15 protein-coding genes are annotated in these 20,776 nt (G+C 70.0%); 8 read left to right on the top strand and 7 right to left on the bottom strand.

Translation table 11 applies throughout. The annotated features are described in order from the left end of the window. Nucleotides 1-3: 3 nt before the first annotated feature. On the bottom strand, nt 4-2,382 hold the full coding sequence (gene ftsH, locus NB3_RS00260) for an ATP-dependent zinc metalloprotease FtsH (protein ID WP_067794616.1): 2,379 nt from the start codon (nt 2,380-2,382) through the stop codon (nt 4-6). 428 nt (nt 2,383-2,810) lie between these two features. On the opposite strand from ftsH, the gene NB3_RS00255 reads away from it, so the two are divergent. Next, a complete protein-coding gene (locus NB3_RS00255; protein WP_244891716.1) occupies nt 2,811-3,689 on the top strand; it encodes a hypothetical protein in 879 nt (292 codons plus the stop codon). On the opposite strand, the gene NB3_RS00250 is transcribed toward NB3_RS00255, so the two are convergent. Continuing rightward, nucleotides 3,669-4,502 carry a DUF1266 domain-containing protein gene (locus tag NB3_RS00250; protein WP_067794610.1) on the bottom strand — a complete coding sequence of 278 codons (834 nt, stop codon included), beginning with the start codon at nt 4,500-4,502 and terminating at the stop codon, nt 3,669-3,671. The two genes, NB3_RS00255 and NB3_RS00250, sit on opposite strands and share 21 nt — an antisense overlap. Before the next feature lie 153 nt (nt 4,503-4,655). On the opposite strand from NB3_RS00250, the gene NB3_RS00245 reads away from it, so the two are divergent. Further along, entirely contained in the window at nt 4,656-4,922 is a 267-nt protein-coding gene (locus NB3_RS00245) for a DUF2277 domain-containing protein (protein ID WP_067794607.1), read from the top strand. Between the two features lie 11 nt (nt 4,923-4,933). Here the strand turns inward: NB3_RS00245 and NB3_RS00240 are convergent, their stop codons facing one another. Beyond that, entirely contained in the window at nt 4,934-6,247 is a 1,314-nt protein-coding gene (locus tag NB3_RS00240; protein ID WP_084485497.1) for a PucR family transcriptional regulator, read from the bottom strand. 171 nt (nt 6,248-6,418) lie between these two features. Here NB3_RS00240 and NB3_RS00235 point away from each other — a divergent pair, with 171 nt between their 5' ends. The 3 genes from NB3_RS00235 (at nt 6,419) to NB3_RS00225 (ending at nt 10,166) form a co-directional block, all read left to right on the top strand. Next, the gene (locus tag NB3_RS00235; protein WP_067794604.1) at nt 6,419-8,023 is read left to right on the top strand and encodes an aldehyde dehydrogenase family protein; all 1,605 of its coding nucleotides are present in this window, start codon (nt 6,419-6,421) and stop codon (nt 8,021-8,023) included. Next, complete coding sequence (locus tag NB3_RS00230; RefSeq protein WP_067794602.1) at nt 8,020-8,853, top strand: SDR family oxidoreductase; 834 nt, start codon at nt 8,020-8,022, stop codon at nt 8,851-8,853. Before NB3_RS00235 ends, NB3_RS00230 begins: the two co-directional genes overlap by 4 nt. A 425-nt stretch (nt 8,854-9,278) precedes the next feature. Continuing rightward, nucleotides 9,279-10,166: a LysR family transcriptional regulator gene (locus tag NB3_RS00225; protein WP_067794599.1), complete on the top strand. Its 888-nt coding sequence runs from the start codon at nt 9,279-9,281 to the stop codon at nt 10,164-10,166. Here NB3_RS00225 and NB3_RS00220 read toward each other — a convergent pair. Continuing rightward, entirely contained in the window at nt 10,156-11,511 is a 1,356-nt protein-coding gene (locus NB3_RS00220; protein ID WP_067794844.1) for an amidase family protein, read from the bottom strand. The two genes, NB3_RS00225 and NB3_RS00220, sit on opposite strands and share 11 nt — an antisense overlap. 295 nt (nt 11,512-11,806) lie before the next feature. On the opposite strand from NB3_RS00220, the gene NB3_RS00215 reads away from it, so the two are divergent. From NB3_RS00215 to NB3_RS00205, 3 genes are read left to right on the top strand one after another with little or no spacing between them, the layout of a single operon-like run. Continuing rightward, nucleotides 11,807-14,356 carry a serine/threonine-protein kinase gene (locus NB3_RS00215; RefSeq protein WP_084485492.1) on the top strand — a complete coding sequence of 850 codons (2,550 nt, stop codon included), beginning with the start codon at nt 11,807-11,809 and terminating at the stop codon, nt 14,354-14,356. Beyond that, nucleotides 14,353-17,190, top strand: coding sequence for a protein kinase domain-containing protein (locus NB3_RS00210; protein ID WP_084485489.1), 2,838 nt, complete (start codon nt 14,353-14,355; stop codon nt 17,188-17,190). Before NB3_RS00215 ends, NB3_RS00210 begins: the two co-directional genes overlap by 4 nt. Continuing rightward, nucleotides 17,187-17,903: a cyclase family protein gene (locus tag NB3_RS00205; protein WP_067794596.1), complete on the top strand. Its 717-nt coding sequence runs from the start codon at nt 17,187-17,189 to the stop codon at nt 17,901-17,903. The genes NB3_RS00210 and NB3_RS00205 overlap by 4 nt, the downstream gene beginning before the upstream one ends. A gap of 4 nt (nt 17,904-17,907) precedes the next feature. Here the strand turns inward: NB3_RS00205 and hpt are convergent, their stop codons facing one another. From hpt to NB3_RS00190, 3 genes are all read right to left on the bottom strand, one after another. Continuing rightward, the gene (gene hpt, locus NB3_RS00200; protein WP_067794593.1) at nt 17,908-18,462 is read right to left on the bottom strand and encodes a hypoxanthine phosphoribosyltransferase; all 555 of its coding nucleotides are present in this window, start codon (nt 18,460-18,462) and stop codon (nt 17,908-17,910) included. 1 nt (nt 18,463) lies between these two features. Then, nucleotides 18,464-19,504: a tRNA lysidine(34) synthetase TilS gene (gene tilS, locus NB3_RS00195; RefSeq protein ID WP_244891715.1), complete on the bottom strand. Its 1,041-nt coding sequence runs from the start codon at nt 19,502-19,504 to the stop codon at nt 18,464-18,466. A 155-nt stretch (nt 19,505-19,659) separates the two neighbouring features. After that, nucleotides 19,660-20,769 carry an Rv3626c family coenzyme F420 biosynthesis-associated protein gene (locus tag NB3_RS00190; protein ID WP_084485536.1) on the bottom strand — a complete coding sequence of 370 codons (1,110 nt, stop codon included), beginning with the start codon at nt 20,767-20,769 and terminating at the stop codon, nt 19,660-19,662. Nucleotides 20,770-20,776: the final 7 nt, after the last annotated feature.

The following is a 20,776-nucleotide window of genomic DNA, read 5'->3' as shown; positions in this document are numbered from 1 at the left end:
TGATCAGTGACGACCGTTCGGTCCATCCCAATCGCCGTCGCCCTCGCCGTTCGGATTCGTCCGGCGCGGCTCGTCATAGCCGCCGCGGTCGCCGTAACCGTCCCGGTCGTAGCCGCCTTCCGCCGAATCCTGCGGACCCCACTGCTGGTAGCCGTGCCGCGGCTGCTGCGGCTCGCCCCAGCCGGGCTGACCCTGCTGCGGCTCGTCGCGGGGCGGCCATCCCGGAGCCGACCAACCCGCCGGAGCGCCGTAGTCCGGTCGCGACCCATGCGTGCCCTGCCGCGGATAGGACGGAGCCTCCGGCAGCGGGTATCCGGGCGCGGACGGGCGGGGGTACTGCGGCGGAGCGCCGTAACCGCTGCCGTGCGGCGGATACCCGTTGGCGGGCTGCGGCTCGCGCTGGGCGGAGGCCGCCACCGGCTTCACCACCGGCTCCGGCGGCCACGACTCGCCGCGCTCGGCGGCCAGCTCGCCCGGCGTCTTCACCGGCGGCTTGTCCGAGGGGACGCGCTCACCGAAATCGTTGAACGCGGTGATCCGCGGGCGCTTCTGCACCGAGGCGAGGATCTGTTCCAGATCCTTGCGGTGCAGCGTCTCGCGCTCGAGCAGCGCGGTGGCCAGGTCGTCGAGCACGTCGCGGTACTCGTTCAGGATCGCCCACGCCTCGGTGTGCGCGGCCTCGATCAGGTTGCGCACCTCCTCATCGATCGCGCCCGCCACCTCGTGCGAATAGTCCGAACCCATGCCCATCGAGCGGCCGAGGAACGGGTCGCCCTGCTCCTGGCCGTAACGGACCGCGCCGAGCCGCGCGCTCATGCCGTATTCGGTGACCATCGCGCGCGCGATCTTGGTGGCCTGGTCGATATCGGAGGACGCGCCGGTGGTCGGCTCGTGGAACACCAGTTCCTCGGCCGCGCGGCCGCCCATCGCCATGACCAGGCGGGCGATCATCTCCGAGCGGGTCATCAGGCCCTTGTCGTCCTCGGGCACCGTCATGGCGTGGCCGCCGGTGCGGCCGCGCGCCAGGATGGTGACCTTGTAGACCGGCTCGATGTCCGGCATCGCCCAGGCGGCCAGGGTGTGGCCGCCCTCGTGATAGGCGGTGATCTTCTTCTCGTGCTCGCTGATGATCCGGCTCTTGCGGCGCGGGCCGCCGATCACCCGATCGACCGACTCCTCCAGCGATTCGCCGGTGATCACCGCGCCGTTCTCCCTGGCGGTGAGCAGCGCGGCCTCGTTGATCACGTTGGCCAGGTCGGCGCCGGACATGCCGACGGTGCGCTTGGCCAGGCCGTCCAGGTCGGCGTCGGGCGAGATCGGCTTGCCCTGCGAATGCACGCGCAGGATGGCGCGGCGACCGGCGAGGTCGGGGTTGCCGACCGGGATCTGCCGGTCGAACCGGCCGGGACGCAGCAGCGCCGGGTCGAGGATGTCGGGGCGGTTGGTCGCGGCGATCAGGATGATGCCGGTGCGGTCGCCGAAGCCGTCCATCTCCACCAGCAGCTGGTTGAGGGTCTGCTCGCGCTCGTCGTGACCGCCGCCGAGGCCGGCGCCGCGCTGGCGGCCGACCGCGTCGATCTCGTCTACGAAGATGATGCAGGGGCTGTTCTGCTTGGCCTGCTCGAACAGGTCGCGCACGCGGGAGGCGCCGACGCCGACGAACATCTCCACGAAGTCCGAACCGGAGATGGTGAAGAACGGCACACCGGCCTCGCCTGCGACGGCGCGGGCCAGCAGGGTCTTACCGGTGCCGGGCGGGCCGTAGAGCAGGACACCCTTGGGGATCTTGGCGCCGAGGGCCTGGTAGCGGACCGGATTCTGCAGGAAGTCCTTGATCTCGTAGAGTTCCTCGACCGCCTCGTCGGCTCCGGCCACGTCGGCGAACGTGGTCTTGGGCATGTCCTTGGACAGCTGCTTGGCCTTCGACTTGCCGAAGCCCATCATGCCGCCGCGGCCGCCGCCCTGCATGCGGGCCATCACGAAGATGAACAGACCCAGCAGGATCACCATCGGCAGCACGAACAGCAGGATCTGGGTGAACCAGCTCTCCTGCTTGACCACGGTGTTGTAGGGCGCACCGGAGTTCTTCACAGCCGAGAAGATCTGCGCGGAGGTCTCGCTGCCGCCCGGATACTTCGCGATGATCTTGGTCTGTCCGCCGGTGGCGTCGTTGCCGTCCTTCAACTCGATGCGCAGCTGCTGCTCGCGGTCATCGATCTGGACGTTATGGACGTTGCTCTTGTTCTCGAGCTGGCTGAGGGCAACCGAGGTATCGACGCTCTTCCAGCCCCGCGTGTCGTTGCCGAAGTAGCTGAACGCATAGATCACGAGCAAGATGCCCGAGACTATGGCCAGGGTGCGAAACACAGTCTTGCGGTTCATAGAGCGTCGGCCGGGGCGGCCAGTCCTTTCCGGTGTCTCCGGTTCTTGCCTAGCGATGCGTCTGGCGCGTCCGGTTCCGCGGGGGGTTCGGATGCGGACAAGCCACGTTACCGCGTACGGTCTACTCGATACATCGCACAGTTCGGCTGCAGGTGCAGTTAAAGAGGTAAACGGCCGGAGACCGACGGTGGTTCCCGACGTCTCCGGTTCGGCTTCCTCCAAGTGGCAACAATCATGGCATGTTCGGCCTATCGTGAGCGACGACACAACATCGCGGCGCGAGCGACGGGCCACCCAGGCGGTAGCTCGCACACCACGAAGGGCCCCGGGAGCGCCGCAGACCAGACACGAGCGCAGGGGGTATGGACATAGTCGAGTTACGGACACCAACAGCGATACTGCGTCACGGCCGCGGCAGGTTGATCGTCTTGCGACCCGGATCCGACGGCGAGCGCGTGCTCGATGTCCCGGTCTCCGACCTGCTGAAAGTCCGGCTGAACCGGCGCGCGGACGACGCCGTCGTCATCGAGATCTATCTGCGCTACCCCACGCCCGTGCTCACCGGCGTCCCCGCGGACCGCACCCCCCTTCCGGTCATCATCGCCGAGCACGACGTGCCCGCGGCCACCGAGATCGTGGACCGCATCAACGCGCACATCCTGGCCACCCAGCGCATCGACGTGGCGGCGCCGGACCTGCGCCCGCCCGCCCCCGTCTGGGGTCGCGGCGGTCCCACCCGGGCGGACGTGGAACGGGCGACGCGCAGGATGTCACCGCGCCGGGAGGCGAAGCAGGCGATAGCGGCTCTGCATCGTTACGTGACGCCGGACGAGTACGTCCTGGAGACCGCCGTCGCGGTCGCGCACCCGCCCGCGGGCAACGGCTCCGGCCTGCTGGCCGCGACCACGACCCGGCTGCTGTTCATCGCCATCGGCGACGGCCGGTACGCGCACGAACTCCCGATTCCGGTGGTCTTGTGGGCGCGCGTCACCGACACCCCCACCGCGGGGCGCGGTGAGATCGGTCCCGGACGCGGCGCCACCGGCATGGAGGTGCACGACGGGAGCCGGACGCTGCATTTCTCCGGCGCCGACCGCGCCGACACCGAACGGGTCAGCTGCGCGGTGAACTTCGCGGTGCGCCGGGAATCCGCCGACGGCGCCGCCGGGTCGGCCGACCCCGGCGTGGCGCAGCTGTACTCGGAATGGGAGCTGCTGGTCGAGCGGCACTCCCTGGGCATGGTCGACGACGCGCAGTTCCAGCGCTACGGTCGCGGGATCCTGCGTTCACTCCCCGACGGGAGCTGAGTTCAGCGCGATCCGCCGCCACGGGCTGGTCGGACGCAGCCACAGCCGCAGCAACTCCTTGCGGCGGTCGACGCCGCCGTTCTTCAGCTCGGCCAGGTCCTCGCAGGCCTGCCAGTAGGTCCAGCCGGTGAGGTAGGCGTCGCCGAACTGGCGCCAGTTGCGGTACTTGCTCTGCGCCAGCGGCAGGGCGCGCGCCATATAACTCCAGGCCACGTCGGCGTCGAGGTAACCGGCCGTGTAGGCCATCCTGGCCACCGCGACCACCCTGGCCAGATCCCAGGCGTGGATGTCGCTCGGCAGCGGCCGGGCCAGGTGATCGGTGAATCCGATCTTGATCGCCTGCGACCAGATGTCGTAATCGCGGACCAGCGCCTCCGGATTGTCCATCCCCCGGAACGCGCCGACCTGCCGCAGGAACGCCCGGTGCCGATCGGCGCGCTCACCGAAACGATCGCGTTCGCTGGCGTTGACCGACGCCGTCACCAGTGGGTGCACCAGCGCGTACAGCGGGGCGTGCATGCCGTCGAGCAATTGCTCCATCGATGCCTGCGCCTCGGTGCCGTCGGTGATGCCCCACGCGCCGGTGAGCGTGTCGATGGCCAGTTCACGCCGGTCACCGAGCGGATGCGCGCGTTCGGGGCCGAGCAGCAGCGCGTCGTGGAACGCGTCCCAGCGCGCCGAATAGAAGGCGCCGAGCGCCAGCGCCCGCAACTCGTCGTCGGATACCGCGGCGCCGGACCAATGGTCTTCCTCCCGCTCGTCCAGCTCCGCGTACGGAAAAGTCGTCAAGGTGGGTACGCCGCGCGAAGACATGCCCCGATTGTTCCCCATGCCGCGCGGCGCACGCGCGGGATTCACGGATGGGCGCACATTCGTCCCCGCGGACGCGTCCGTCGGGCGAATCGATTTCGGCCTCGGTTGCTTCTTGCCCTGACGCATGTCGTGATGTGGGGCTAGTGTGCTCGCATGTGTAGAAACATCACCGTCCTGCGTGGTCTGGAGCCTGCCGCAACCGAGCAGGAAATCTATGCCGCCGCACTGCAGTACGTGCGCAAGGTCGGTGGCGTGTCCGGCCTGAGCTCGACCACCAAACCGGCCGTCGACAAGGCCGTCGCGGCCATCGCGAACGCGACCACCACCTTGCTCGCCGAATTACCCGACCGCAGGGTGGCGCCGACCACCGAACCGCCGCTGCGCCGCATCGCCGCGCGGGAGGCCGCGGCGGGAGAATAGGCGCGACCGGTTCAAGGCAGGGCGTCGGCGCCGTAGACGGCGACGCACACCAGCGCGATCTCCAGCGGCAGCCCGCGCTCTTCGATCGGATGTCCCAATAGCTGTTCGATCCGCTGCACGCGGTAGCGGACCGTGTTCTTGTGTACCCCGAGCACCTTCGCCGTGGCCTCCGGGCTGCGCTGGCTGCGCAGATAGGCGTGCAGCGTCTCGCGCAGCCGTGCGGCGTTCGCGTCCCGCCCGGCCAGCGCGCCCAGTTCCCGTTCGACCAGTCCCCGCATGGCCGCTTCGTCCGCACCGGCCAGATAGGCGATCTCCACCGTCCGATACCCGGTGACCCGCCGCCCGCCCGCGGGTGCGCGCTCGGCGACCTGCCGTGCGGCGACCGCCTCACGATGGCTGCGGCGAAATCCGGCGATCCCCCAGGCGGGCACACCGAACGCCACCCGCACCGGCGCCTCGACCTGCGCGGCGGCCAGCCGTTCCACTTCGCCGGGCGCCGCGAGTTCCGCGCCGTGTTCCCCGTCGTCCGAACCGGCCCACGCCCACATCGCGCTGGCGCCGGAGGGAACGGTGAGCACCCGGGTGCTGCCGAGCGCCGCGGCCAGTCGCACCGCCACCCGGTCCAGCAGTCCGGTCGCGTCCGCCTCCGCGCCGGCGGGCTCCCCGGTCGGCTCGTCGGTCCACAACACGAAGGCCAGGTGTCGCTGGGAGAGCCGGTAGCCGAGGCGCACCGATGCCTGGTCGACGTCCACGTCGTCGCCGTCGAGCAGGGCGCGGACGGTCTCGGCGCGCCGGTTGATGGCGGCGCGCAGCACCTGCTCGCGCTCCTCCATGTAGGTGTCGGTGAGCAATTCGACCGAGGTGCTGATCCACTTGGTGGCCCGCTCGAACAACCGCAGCAGCAACACGCGCTCGAGTTCCGGCGTGGTCCGCCGCTGCTCGACAACCTCGGTCATGTAGTCCAGCACCGCTTCCATGCCCACGTGATAGACCCGCAGCAGCAATCGCAGCTCGAACCCGCGCCGTGCCACGCTGCGCGCGAACGCGTGCGCTTCCTCCGGGAGCGAGTACTCGAAGGTGTCGGTGGCCAGTCTGCTGAGCACGATCCTGGCGTGCGCCCTGGTACTGGCCGCGAGGTCGCGCCGCATATCGCGATCGGCGAGTTCGGGGATGCGCGCGATGATCACGTCGTCCAGCCGGGTGACGATGCGCTCCAGCCCCTCCGCGCGCGTCGTCTCGTAGACGTACTCGGCGAGCCAGTCGCGCACTTCGTCGGGAGGCGGGTTCGGCCGGACCGGCGCGCCCGGCGAGGGCCCCATCGTCATCGCCTGCTCCTTCGGATCGGCGATTTTGTCTCAACGAAACAAAATCGCACGTTTTCCTTGACAATTCGGGCCAAGAAACTCTGTTCGGATTGTGTCACGATCATAGTTCAGTGGCCTGCCTCACAGCAGTCGCAGACCGCGGTTCAACACAACGTCAGTGGGAGAACATCAGTGACCAACACCGAACCAGCGCCAGCGGCCGAGCAGGCGCGGGCACGCGAAACGACCGCGAAGAGCGACGGCCCCGCCGTCATCGAGGTGCGCAATCCCGGCACGGGCGAGGTCGTCGGCACGGTGCCGGACGAGACCGCGGACGTGGTCGCGGCCAAGGTCCGCGAACTGCGGCTGTACCAGCCGGAGTGGGAGGCGATCGGCCCCGAAGGACGCAAGGTCTGGCTGCTGAAGTTCCAGGACTGGCTGATCGACAACACCGATCGCCTGGCCACGGTGCTGCAGTCGGAGACCGCGAAGCCCAGGGTCGACGCCCTGATCGATCCCGGTTTCGCGACCGATCTGATCGGCTACTACGCACGCCGCGCGGCCAAGTTCCTCGCCGACGACCACCCGTCGCCGCACAGCCCGCTGGCCAGGGTCAAGCGACTGACCACGGTTTATCGGCCCTATCCGGTGGTCGGCGTCATCACGCCGTGGAATTTCCCGCTGGCCATGCCGGTGATGGACGTATTCCCCGCGCTCGCCGCCGGTGCGGCCGTGATTCTCAAGCCGTCCGAGGTCACCCCGCTCTCGGCGATCGAGCTGGCCAAGGGCTGGGCCGAGATCGGCGCGCCGCCGGTCTTCGCGGTGGTCACCGGTGCGGGCGCGACCGGAGCGGCCGTGGTCGGCAACGCGGACTACATCCAGTTCACCGGCTCCACCGCGACCGGCCGCAAGATCGCCGCCGCCTGTGTGGAGCGGATGGTGCCCTACAGTCTGGAACTCGGCGGCAAGGACCCGGCCATCGTCTTGGCCGACGCCGACCTCGATCGCGCCGCGCACGGCATCGCCTTCGGCGGCATGTTCAACTCCGGCCAGGTCTGCATCTCGGTGGAGCGGGTGTACGTCGAAGCGCCGGTCTACGACGAATTCGTCGCCAAGCTCACCGCCAATGTCAAGGCGCTGCGCCAGGGTCTCGACGGGCGCGAGTCGAAGCACGACGTGGGCGCGCTGGCCAACGAGAACCAGGCGGCCATCGTGCAGCGCCATGTCGACGAGGCCGTCGCGGCGGGCGCGAAGGTGCTCACCGGCGGCAAGCGGGCCGGATTCGGCACCGCATTCGAGCCGACCGTCCTGGTTGACGTCGACCACACCATGTCCTGCATCACCGAGGAGACCTTCGGTCCGACGCTGCCGGTGATGAAAGTGGCCGACGAGTCCGAGGCGATCCGGCTGGCCAACGACTCGGTGTACGGCCTGTCGGCCTCGGTGTGGACCGGCGACAAGGAGCGGGGCGAACGGATCGCCCGGCAGTTGAACGCGGGCGCGGTCAACATCAACGACGTCTTCGCCAACCTGTTCAGCTACGCGCTGCCCATGGGCGGCTGGGGGCTCTCCGGCGTCGGCGCGCGCTGGGGCGGCGCGAACGGCGTGCGCAAATACTGCCGGCAGCAGGCGATCACCACGCCGATCCTGCCGACGCAGCAGAAGGAATTGTTCTGGTACCCGTACTCGATGCCGAAGCTGTTGTTCGCGCTCGGCGCCATGCGCGCCGCTGGCGCTCGCGGCCTGCGCCGCCTCGACCTGCCCGCCCTGCTGAAGCTGAAGGGGAACGACAAGTGACCGAAGCGAAGCAGATCCGCGGCAAGGTCGTGGTGATCACCGGCGGCGCCCGCGGCATCGGGCTCGCCACCGCGACCACGCTGCAGGCCCTCGGCGCGCAGATCGCGATCGGCGACATCGACGAGACCACGGTCAAGGAGTCGGGCACGGCGCGCGGTTTCGAGTTCTACGGCAAGCTCGACGTGACCGATCACGATTCGTTCGACGGCTTTCTCGACGAGGTGGAGCGCACCCTCGGCCCGATCGATGTGCTGATCAACAACGCGGGCATCATGCCGACCGGCAGGGTGGTGGACGAGCCGGACCCGCTGACCCGCCGGATCCTGGACATCAACGTCTACGGCGTGATCCTCGGGTCCAAGCTGGCGCTGCGGCGGATGCTGCCGCGCGGCGGCGGGCACATCATCAATATCGCCTCGCTGGCCGGCGAGACCCACATCCCCGGCCTGGCCACCTACAACGCCAGCAAGCACGCGGTGCTCGGCTTCACCGACACGCTGCGGGAGGAGTACCGCGGCACCGGCGTGCGCTTCTCCTCGGTGCTGCCGACGCTGACCAACACCGAACTCGGGTCGGGCGTCACCGCGCCCAAGCTGCTGCGGGCCGCCGAGCCGGAGGAGATCGCCGCCGCCGTCGCGAAGCTGATCGTCGCGCCGAAGTCGAAGGTCAGGGTGACCGCGGTGGCGGGGTTCATCTCCCAGTTCGTCGGCCTGCTGCCGGAAGCGCTCGGGGACGGTATCGGCCGCGCCCTCGGGTCCGGCCGCGCGTTCCTCGACGACGTCGACGCCGACAAGCGCAAGGCCTATGAGGAGCGCGCTCGCGGCGTGTGAGCGCGGCGCGGAGCCGGGGCGCCGCGGCCGGGATTCGTCTCGGCCGCGGCGCCTCGCCGCATTCGGGGCACATGGGGGCGACACACGCGAAAGGCCTTGTGATGAAAATCACGCGAGCTGTCGGTTACATCGCATAGCCGGTCAGCGGCAAATTCCCAGCCCGCACTCGGCGCCCGCGAAGGCGTCCACAATCCGCCATGGAGACTTCAGGGGAAGTCTCGTTCGTGCTGGTCAAGCGCCCAAATCGGACACCTCGACGGTAAATGCGCAGAGCATGCCAAGAATTCGCCAACCGCCTGATGCGCAGCACCATCACAGGCAATATGCTGTTCCTAACAAACCTGCCGACTGTTTCGGCACCCGTATCCGAACTTTCCGGCCTGATAAGGCTGGAAATTCCGGACTGATTCTGATAGCAAGGGGCTATGGACCCGCATTTGCGCGACCTGCGGTATTTCGTCGCCGTCGCTGAGGAACTGCATTTCACCAACGCCGCTCAGCGGCTGCACATCGCTCAACCCACCCTGTCGCGTCAGATCCGTCAGCTGGAACGCCAGCTCGACGTGGTCCTGTTCGACCGCAACCAGCGCAGCGTCGCGCTGACCGTCGCGGGCAAGGAGCTGCTCGAAGGCGCCCGCAAGATCCTGGAGCTGTGGGAGGTCACCAACGTCTCGCTGCAGGAGGCGGGCGAGGTGCTGCGCGTCGGCATCCAATCCACGCTCGGCCGCGGTCTGCTCAGCGATCTGGAGAGCGCGAGCGGACATCGCCTCGCGCTGCACGCGGCGTCCTGGACCGATCCGTCCAGCGGGCTCGCGGGCCGTCAGGCCGATCTGGCGCTGGTCTGGCTTCCGCTGCCGGACCAGAGCCGCTACCGGTGGCAGGTGCTGCGCACCGAACCGCGCTGGGTGCTGCTCCCGGAGAACCACCCGCTGGCCGTGTCGGAGACCATCGAGTTCACCGATCTGCTCGACGAGCCGTTCGTCGCGCTGCCCACCGAAGCCGGCGCCGTGCGCGACTTCTGGCTCGGCAACGACGGACGCGGCGGCCGTCCGCCGAAGATCGGCGCCGAAGCCGCCACCGCCGAGGACAAGCTGGAAGCGGTGAGCCTCGGACTCGGCGTATGCCTGCTCGCGGAGAACAACGTGCCGATGTACCGCTGGCCCGGGTTGACCGCGCGCCCGGTGTCGGGGCTGGCGCCGTGCGAACTCGCCGTGGCCTGGCGGGCCGACGACAACCGGCCGACCATCCTGGAGTTCGCCGGACGCGCCGTCGAAGGCGGGTTCGCCGCGCAGCAGTCGCCGGTCAGCGTCTGAACCGGCGCGGCGGGGCCTCGGGAGCGGTGCGCTGCCACGGACGGAGGGCCTCCAACTGCGCCGACAGCCGCAGCAGAGTGGATTCGCTGCCGGGTGGTCCCGCGAGTTGAGCCGCCACCGGCGTACCCGACCCGGGATGCATGCCCATGGGGACGGAGACGGCGGGCCAGCCGACCAGATTCCACAGCGGAGTGAAGGGGGCGAATCGCGCGCTGGTGAGCAGCGTGGCGGGGCGGTCGCGGAAGTGCCAGGCCCGCGCCGTCGGCGGCGGGGCGGCGAGCGTGGGTGTGATCACCACGTCGTAGTGCTCGAAGAACTCCAGTAGTCGCGCCTCCACCCGGTCGATCTGGGCGGGACGCGCGAGTCGTAACCGCTGCACCGTCCGGCCCAAGGCCAGGTGGCGCCGAGCTGTCCGCGATAGTCGGCCGGGATCAGGCAGTGCCCGAGCGTCGCGGGCGCCGAGGGCCAGCCAGCGTAGCGAGGCCGCGAGCAGGGCGTTTCCATACGGTAGCGCGGTCGGTTGCACCGAATGGCCCGCCGCCGCGGCCACCGAGGCCGCTGTGCGGGCCGCGGCCGTCCAGTGCCGGTCGACGCGCAGCAGGCGAGAAGGTGGATCCACCGCCAGTCCGACGCGTAGTCGGCCCGGTGGATCCACCTCGGCTAGGTCCGGTCGCGCCGCCAGGACCGACAGCGCCAGCGCGGCATCGTCCACGCTCGTCGCCAGAACACCGTTCTCGACCAGATTCGACCACGGGCCCGTCCCGGGGACCGTGTACTGCCCCGGCTTGATCCCGAACACTCCACAGCACGCGGCCGCCACCCGCACCGCGCCCAAACCGTCGCAGCCGTGCGCCACCGGAACCAGCCCGGCCGCGATCGCGGCGCCGGCCGCGCTTCCCGCGTTGCGCGCGGGATTCCACGGATTGCGGATGACCCGCTCGGCGCCGGCGCCGGTCACCCATCGACTCAGCTCGGGGGCCGCGACCAGGCCCATGACCACCGCGCCTGCCGCGCGCAGCCTGGCCACCACCGGATGATCCGCGGCGGCCACCGGCCCCCACGGCACCGGCTCGCCCGCGAGGGGAACGCCGTGCTCGACCACGACCGGGACACCGGCCATGGGCAGCACGTCGAGGTCGTCGCGTTCCATCAGGCCGACCGATTCGACCGTCACCTGTTCGTCGCGCAGAACGCTGAAGGCGTCGAGTTTGCGGTCCGCCGCCGCGATCCGCGTCCCGGCATCCGCCGCCACTTGGCCCGGATGCAGCAGGCCGTCACGCACGCACGCGGCGATCGTCGCGGCCGGTCCGCGTTCGAGTGCGGCCCCGGCTTCGGCTGGTCGCACGTCGGCGGCTCCCAGCGGTCGGGCTACGCCGGTCTTCGCATTCGAGAATGTCAGGGGCGGGGCGGAATTTCCCGCCGAGATCGAGCCGTCCGCCATGATTGCGGCCTCGTCGGACATGTGCTGGTCATCCCCCGTCCGGTCGTTGTCGAAATCGGGTGATCCACTGTCGAGCCGCAAGTTATCATTTCGAATACGGCGCGGGGGATGATGGTGTTGGGTGTGGCGGAAATTTTCGGCACATCGGACAACAACCGGTGCGGATTCCGCGGTGTCCGCCGAGCCACTAGGTCCGAGCATGAGTGCGAACTCTGAGAGAAGTTCCGACCCCGACACGGGTGTTTCCACCCGGCCGAGGAGTGGCGACCTGTCGCATGCCGAATCCGAGGCGGTGGCGGCGTTCGCCGCGGCGTGGGAATCCACCCGCCGCCCACCCCCGATCGCCGAATATCTGCCCGATGCCAGCACCTTGCGCCGTGAGGCATTGCTGGAGCTGATCCGCGTCGACCTGCGTCACCGCTGGCTGCTTCGCCGCGGCAGGCACACGGGGACCGCGCCGGATCCGGCCGCGCGCATGCGCCTGACCGATTACTGCGCCGAATTCTCCGAACTCGCCTCCGACGATATTCCGGCCGGTCTGGTGTACGAGGAGTTCGTCATCCGCCGCCAGAGCGGCGAGCGGGTCGATCCGCGCGAATGCCTGCGCGAATACCCGCGGCAGGCGGAAGAACTGCGCGAGTTGTTGAACGCCGACGAGATCGACCAGAGCACCCGCCGTGCGACCCCGGAGGAGTCCACCCGGACCGTCGTCGCGGACGGCGACGGGATTTTCGCCGACACCGCATTGAACCGAACCGCTGAGTCTGCTCGTGGTTCCGAGGTGACCAGAACGACCGCCGCCGACCTGACGGGTACGGCCACCGCCGCGCCCACGACGATCGGCACCGGGCCGGGCCGCTCCGACCCGCTCGACCGGATCGAGATCGGTCAGCGGATCGATGACTTCGATCTGCTGACCGGTCTCGGCAGCGGCGCGTTCGCCCGGGTCTTCCTCGCCCGGCAGCGCTCGCTGCAACGGCTGGTCGCGGTCAAGATCTCCTCCGACCACGGCACCGAGCCGCAGACGCTGGCCCAACTCGACCACGACTACATCGTGCGGGTCTTCGACCAGCGGCTGCTGGACGACACCGAGGGCGCAGCGCGCCGGCTACGGCTGCTCTACATGCAGTTCCTGCCCGGCGGCACGCTGCTGGGCGTGCTGCGCTGGGCACGCGCGACCCCGCCTGCCGAACGCAGCGGCAGGCTCCTGCTGGACGCCGTCGACGCGGCCATGGAGGAGAAGGGCGAGATCCGGCCGACCGATTCCAGCGTTCGAGCCGAGATCGCGGCGCTGAGCTGGCCGGAGACGGTGGCCTGGCTGGGCCGCAGGCTGGCCGAGGCGCTGGACTACGCCTCATCGCACGGCGTGCTGCACCGCGACGTCAAACCGGCCAACGTCCTGCTCACCGCCGAGGGGGTACCGAAACTCGCCGATTTCAACATCAGCTTCAGCCGTAACGTGGAGGGCACCAGCCCGGTGGCCTACTTCGGCGGCTCACTGGCCTACATGTCGCCGGAACAGCTGGAGGCCTGCCACCCCGGCTTCGGCCGCAGCGCCGCCGATCTGGACACCCGTGCCGACATCTATTCACTCGGTGTCGTGCTGTGGGAGTTGCTCACCGGCGCGAAACCGTTCGACGACCGGACCGCGGGGGCGGGTGACCGAAGCGACGACACCACGCTGGAGGCCATGCTGGAGCGGCGCAGCTCGGGCGTGGACGACATCGCGCTGTCGCGGGTCCCGGCCGACTGTCCCGCCGCGCTGTGCCGCATCCTGCTGACCTGTCTGGCTCCCGAGCGAGCCGATCGCTGGTCCAGCGGCGCGATCCTGGCCAGGCAGCTGGAGATGTGCCTGGACGCGCGGGCGCGGGAGCTGGTCGACCCGGCGCCGAACAGCTGGCGGCGGCGGTTGCGCCCGTACATCGTGCCGGTGGCGCTGGTGGCGATGGCGCTGCCGAACGTGCTGGCCTCGCTGTACAACATCCAGCACAACCAGCATCTGATCATCGACCGGATGACCGCGGACGCCCAGCAGACCTTCCTCATCATCACCGGCATCGTGAACGCGATCTTCTTCCCGGTCGGCATCGCGCTCGTGCTGTATCTGGCGAGATATGTGCTGATCGTGCCGCGCGGCCTGCGCAAAGGGCGACGATACGACTCCGGAACGCTACGACGTGCCAGACGCGACGCGCTGCTGATGGGCGACCGGGCCGTGGCGGTGGCCTTCTCGCTGTGGGTGCTGGCCGCGCCGTGCTTCCTGATCGCGCTGCAGGTGTCCACCGGAGAGATATCGACGCGCTCGGTCGTGCACTTCTTCTCCTCGCTGGTGGTGTGCGGCGCGATCGCGGTGGCCTATCCCTTCTTCCTGCTGACCTTCTACATGGTGCGGTGCGTCTATCCGCTGTTCCTCCGGCACGGCGACATCAGTCCCGAGGACGCGGTGTGGCTGCGCGGCTTGGACCGGCGCTGCAACGGCTACCTCGCGGTGGCGGCCTCGGTGCCGCTGCTGGCGGTCGCCGGAGTGACCTTCCTGCCCCCGTCCGACATCCCGTCGGTCATCGTCGCGGTCCGGCTGTTGTGCGTCGGCGGCATAATCGCGTTCGTGGGCACCTATCTGCTGTTCCGTGCGCTGGAAGCGGATCTGCGGGCGCTGGAGCGGGTGGTCGATCCGGAATCCGCCGAGACGGGCGGCGCCGAAGGCCGGGCGGCCCGAGCGACCACGACCGCCGCGGAGACCAGCACGTGAGCTTGTCCCGCACCGATGCCGTCGCCCGGTTCTCCGCCGACTGGCAGCGCAGTCTCCATGGTGATCGATTGCCGCCGCAGATCCGCGACTACGTGCCCGACGGCACGCAGGTTCGCTTGGCGGTCCTCGTCGAGCTGATCCGGGTGGATCTGCGCCGGCGGTGGGAGTACGGCGGCCCCGGTAGACGGGTCGCCGACTATCGCGAGGAATTTCCCGAAGTGGAGACCAGCCCGGAGTTGGTCGATCTAGTGTGCGAGGAATTTCTGGCGCGCCGCGGCCGCGGACCGCTGGCGCTGGACGATTTCCTGACCGAGTACCCGGAACTGGCCGGCGCGGTCCGGGAGCACCTCGCCGATTTCGCCGACGACGACCAACCGGACGCCGAGTCGAACGAAGTCGTCGCCGCGCTGGCCGACCTCGCCCCCGGCCAGCGGATCGATGACTTCGACCTGCTCACGGACCTGGGCGCCGGGCTGCTCGGCCGCGTCTTCCTGGCCAGGCAGCATTCCATGCAACGGCTGGTCGCCGTCAGGTTCTCGGCGGGCCGGGCGGGCGCGGCGCACACGATGGCCCAGCTCGATCATGCCCACATCGTGCGGGTCTTCGACCAGCGAGTGCTCAGCGCCGACGCCGCTCAGACCCTGACGGTCGCCGGTTCTCCCGCGAACGGCGGCGCCACCGCGGCGAAGGCCACGATCGCCGCGCCACAGCCGGACACCACGATCGCCGACCCGTTCGAACTCGACGCCACCCTCGCGGCCGCTCCACCCACCCGGACGAGCCGCCCCGGCGACGAGGAAACCATCGCGGCACACCCACCCCAGGCAGTGAGCCGCACCACCGACGACGAAACCATCACAGCGCACCCACCCCGGACGGTGAACCGCACCACCGACGACGAAACCATCGCAGCACACCCACCCCAAACGGTGAGCCACCCAGGCGACGACGAACCGCGCACGCCCGGCGGCAGAAGGCGCTCTCCGCGCGTCACCGATCCTTTCACCGATGCGGGGGACACACCGGAATCCGAGGACGACGAAACCGTCGGCGGCGAGCCACACACGCCTGCTCCGGTCCACCCACGCCGCGCTCTGTTCGCCGATCCCGGACGCTCGGCCGAATCCCGTGACAGCGCCACGGTGCTGGCGTACCCGGACGCGGCGACCGAGCGAGCGACCGATCCGGACGCGACCGTCGCCGCCGCACCGGAGGACACCGCGTCCGCTGCCACCCCACCGCCCATCGCACCCCAACGCGGGACGGCAGTCCTCCCACGCCTGGTCTACATGCAGTATCTCCCGGGCGGCACGGCGGTCGGCCTACTCGAGCAACGCCGTCGCGGCCCCGTCACCGACGGCGGCGCGTTGCTGCTGCGCGCGGTGGACACCGCTATGGAGGCCAAAGGCGAGATCCGCCCGGCGGATTCCAGCGTCCGCGCCGAGATCGCGCGGCTGGACTGGCCGGAGACCGTGGCCTGGGTGGGCAGGCGGCTGGCCGACGCGCTGGACTACGCCGCGCACCACGGCGTGCTGCACCACGACATCAAACCGGCGAACGTGCTGTTCACCGCGGAGGGCATCCCCAAACTCGCCGACTTCGCCCTCGGTGAGACGTCGGGTCGCACCACGCCCCACGGCGTCGGCGCGACCGACGCGCTGGTCTACCGTTCCCCGGAGCAGCTGACCCGCTATCTCGTTCCCGACGCACCCGCCCCCGGCGACGCGAGCGATGTCTACTCCCTCGGTGTGCTGCTCTGGGAAATGCTCACGGGCGCAACCCCGTTCGACGATCCGCCACTGGACGAGAACGGCCCCGACGCCGAGACGTACGCGCGGATGCTCGCGGTGCGCCGCGGCGGCGTCCCGGCCGCAGCGCTCGCGCGCGTGCCGGAGGGCACCCCGGCCGCGCTGCGCCGCGTACTGCTGGACTGCCTGCACGAGGATCCGGAGCGGCGCTGGCGCGGCGGCGCCGAACTCGCGGGACAACTCGACCTGTGCCTGGATGCCCGCGCGCGCGACCTGGTCGATCCCCCGCCCCGCAGCCTCGCCCACCGTGCCCGCGGGTGGCTGCTGCCGGTCGCGGCTCTGTGCGTCGGCGTGCCGAACCTGCTGGCCAGCTTCTACAACATCCAGCTGAACCAGAGCCTGATCATCGACCGGATGTCGGTCGCCGACCAGGAGAAGTTCGCGGCGGTCGGTTTGATCAACAACCTGATCGCGTTCCCGGTCGCCGCGCTGCTGCTGGTGTTCATGACCCGGCGTCCACTCACCATCTCCCATCGCCTCGGCCGTGGCGACGGGTACTCCGCGCACACCCTCGCCCAAGCCCGCCGCGACACCTTGCTGATGGGTGACTGGGCGGTGTGGATACCCTTCGGCTTCTGGCTGGTCGCGGGCATCATCTGGCCGCTTGGGCTGGCCTTTTCCGGCGTCGACCTGCCGCGCGGCACCTTCGTGCACTTCTTCGCCGCGCAGGTGGTGTGCGCGGCGATCGCGCTGGCCTACCCGTTCTTTCCGATCATGGTCTACTCGGTGCGAGCGATCTATCCACAGCTTCTGGTGCGCGGCGGCATCGGCCCCGACGACGAACGCCAGCTGCGCGCGCTGGCCAAGCGCGGCAGTTTCTATCTGGGTGTGGCGGCGTCGGTTCCGCTGCTCGGCGTGGCCAGCGCGACCTTCGTCGAGGCCACCGACCTGGAGCTGGTGATCGTTCCGGTGCGCGTGCTGAGCGTGGGTGGCATCCTGGCGTTCGTGCTGACCTATCGACTGTTCCGGCTCCTTGAAGCCGATCTGCTCGCTCTGGCCAGGGCGATCCCCCAGCGGACGCGATGACCACACCGCGCCCGCTCGGGCGGATGGTGAACCTGTCGCACGTCCACGACCCGCTCACCACGCCGCTGTATCCGGACGATCCGGAATTCCGCACCGATATCGTGGCCACGATCGCGGACGACGGCTACCTCCTGCGCTACATCCAGCAGGGCGAGCACACCGGAACCCATTGGGGCGCGCCGATTCACTTCCGCGCGGACGGATTGGCCGCCGACGAACTGGACCTCGACGACCTGCTGCTGCCCGCCGTGAAGATCGACCTCCGGAGCCGCTGCGCGAGCGATCGCGACTACGCGATCACAATCGAGGATCTGGAGCGATGGGAAGCCGAGCACGGCCGGATCCCGGACGGCGCCGCGGTGATCGCCTGGACCGGATGGGACGCCAAATGGGGCACGCCGGAGTTCATCGGCACGGGCGGATCAGCGGGCAGGCAACCGGGTTTCGCGGCGCCCACGGTGGAATGGCTGCTGCGCAGCGGCAGGCTCGGCCGCCGTGGCGCGCTCGGCATCGACACGTTCGGCCCTGACGTGGGCGCCGACGAGACCTACGCGGTGTCCAAGCTGCTCTACGGCGAGCACCGGATCAGCTTGGAATGCCTGGCGAACCTGGTGGCGCTACCCGCCACCGGGGCGTGGGTGCTGGTGGGCGGACCGCTCTACCGTGGCGGTTCCGGCGGGCCCGCAACGATTTTCGGCATCCTGCCCGGCTGACGGCTCAGCCGCCGTATACCTTCGGGTTGAGGGTGCCGATGTAGGGCAGGTCGCGGTAGCGCTCCGCGTAGTCGAGACCGTAGCCGACGACGAATTCGTTCGGGATGTCGAAGCCGACGTGCGCGACCTCGACGGGCGTGCGGAGCGCGTCGGGCTTGCGCAGCAGGGTGACCACCTCGAGCGAAGCCGGGTTACGGGTGGACAGGTTGCGCTTGAGCCACGACAGCGTGAGCCCGGAGTCGATGATGTCCTCCACGATCAGCACGTTGCGGCCCGCGATGTCCTTGTCCAGGTCCTTCATGATGCGCACCACGCCGGAGGACGAGGTCGACGACCCGTAGGACGAGACCGCCATGAACTCCATCTGGGTCGGGATCGGCAGGGCCTTGGCGAGGTCGGTCATGAAGAAGATCGCGCCCTTGAGCACGCCCACCAGCAGCAGATCGCCCTCGGGTGCGTCCGGCGGATACCGCTTGGCGATGAGATCGGCCAGCTCCTGGGTCTTGGCGGCGATCTGGTCGGCGGTGATCAGCACCGACGCGATGTCATCCCCGTACACGTCAGCTGGATTCCCTTCCGTGGTGGTGAGCCCGTCCGGCCGGTTCGGTCTGCGTCATCGGTCCGATGCCGTCCTCGTCCAGCCGCAGTGTCAGCCTGCCATGTTCGCGCCCGGCGACCAACCTGCTACCCGCGGTACCGCCGCCGACCGCGACGCCGCCCTGCCCGCGCCAAGTCGTCACCAGTTCGTCGACTGCCTGTAAATGCTTGGTGGTCAGGGCTTTCGCCCCGTTGTCGAGCAGCCATGCCCGAATTGCCCGTTTGCGCAGGGCGGCGGGCGCAGTGGCAAGGGTCTCGATCATCAGCGTCCGGCCATCACTCGCGGTGTGCCGCAGTTCGGCGGCGAGCGCGTCCAGGACCGCGCCGTCCTCCCGCAGCTGCTCGGCGGTGCGCGCCAGCGCCGGGGCCACCCCGCCGCCGAGGATCTGCTCCAACAGCGGCAACGCCTCGGTGCGCAGCCGGACCCTGGTGAACTCCGGCGCCGCGTTGTGCGGGTCGTCGTGCGGTGTCACGCCGAGATCGGCGCACACGCGCCGGGTGGTTTCCCTGCGCACGCCGAGCAACGGCCGCCCCCACGGTTCGGCGCAGGCGGACATCCCTTGGATCGAGCGCCCGCCCGAGCCGCGCGCGAGGCCGAGCAGCACCGTTTCGGCTTGGTCGTCGAGGGTGTGCCCGAGCAGCACCGCGAGGCCGTGACGCGCGGAGTCCAGCGCGGCGTAGCGCGCCCGCCGCGCGGCGGCTTCCACACCGCCCTCGGCGCCGACCTCGACCGCGAGCACGCGCGCGGACCGGCAGCCGAGGGCGAGCGCCTGTGCCGCGGCCTCGGCCGCGACGGCGCCGGAGCCCGGTTGCAGACGATGATCCACCACCAATGCGTCGACCGCGTCCGTCTCGACCACCGCCGCCGCGGTGAGGGCCAGCGAATCCGCGCCGCCGGACAACGCCACCGCGACCGCACGCTCCTCGGACTCGCGCGGCCCGAACCTGCTCAGCCAATCGCGGACCGCCCTGCGGACGGCGAGCACGGCGGCGGTCTCGGGCAATCGCCGGACGCTTCCCGGCGGCCGCCCCGCACCGGATGACCCGCTCTCCGACCCGAAGCGCCCGGGTGTCGTTCCTGGCGCACGCCCCATGGGCGCAGCCTACCGGCCCGCCGCACTCGGTGAGCCGCGGCCGGGCCGGGAACCGGCGTGCTCGCTCAGGCCAGCACTCGGTCGATCCAGCGCTGCGGATGCTCGATCTCATCGGTGCGCGGCAGCGTGTCGGCTTCGGTCCACACCGTGTTGAACCGGGCCATCCCGACGCTGCCGACCACCTCGTCGACGAACTTCTTGCCGCGCACGTACTGGGCGACCTTCGCGTCCACGCCGAGCAGGGCGCGCAGGAGGCGCTGCACCGGGTTGGCCGGACGCCTGCGCCGCTGGTCGAACGCGGTGCGGATCTGCTCGACCGACGGCACCACCGCGGGGCCGACCGCGTCCATGACGTGATCGGCGTGCCCTTCCAGCAGGGTGCCGAGCATGAGCAGGCGGTCCAGCGCCGCACGCTGCGGCGGAGCCTGCGTAGCGCGCAGCAGGCTGACCACACCGCGCGCGGCCGGATCATCGGGAGCGCCGCCGCGCCGACGGTCGCGCACCTCTTCCACCAGCCGGGACAGCATCTCGCTCATCGGCTCGTCACCGACCTCGCCGAGCACCTCGACGTTCGCGCGCATGTATTCGCCGAGCCAGGGCGCGGAGGAGAACTGCACACGGTGGGTCACCTCGTGCAGGCACACCCACAGCCGGAAATCGCTCGGCGACACCCCGAGCGCCCGCTCGACCGCGACGATGTTCGGCGCGACCAGCAGCAAGGTGCCATCCGCGCCCGTGAACGGGTCGTATTGACCGAGGATCGCGGTGGACAGGAAGGCGAGCATGGCTCCTGCCTGGACCCCCGCGGGTTTGCCCGCGAGGAACTTGCGGTCGGCCTGCGCCTCACCCGCCCCGGTGAGCTGGGCCATCGAGTCGGCGGCGGCCGTGATCCACCCCGGCCGGTCGACGATCCTGGCCGCCGGGACCGGCCGGTCGTCCAGCAATCCGCTGACCTCGCGCACCGGCGCCTCGGCCCGCACGGAGGAATCGGCGAGTTCGGCGACCACCTGCTCGGCCGAATAGCGCGACGTGCGCGGACCGGCGGGCACCAGGGCGGAGCCGGTCCGCGCGGCCAGGCGCCAATCGACCACGCCCGACAGGCCCGAGCGGAGCTTGCGCCGCTCGACCGTACCGGCGGAGCCGAGTCCGGCTGTCTCGGAACCTTGCTGGGTCATGATCAAC

The sequence above is a fragment of the Nocardia beijingensis NBRC 16342 genome (assembly GCF_001612785.1).
GTDB lineage: Bacteria > Actinomycetota > Actinomycetes > Mycobacteriales > Mycobacteriaceae > Nocardia > Nocardia beijingensis.
The sequence above is the reverse complement of the archived record's forward strand: the minus strand, read 5'-3'. Positions and strand labels throughout refer to the sequence as shown.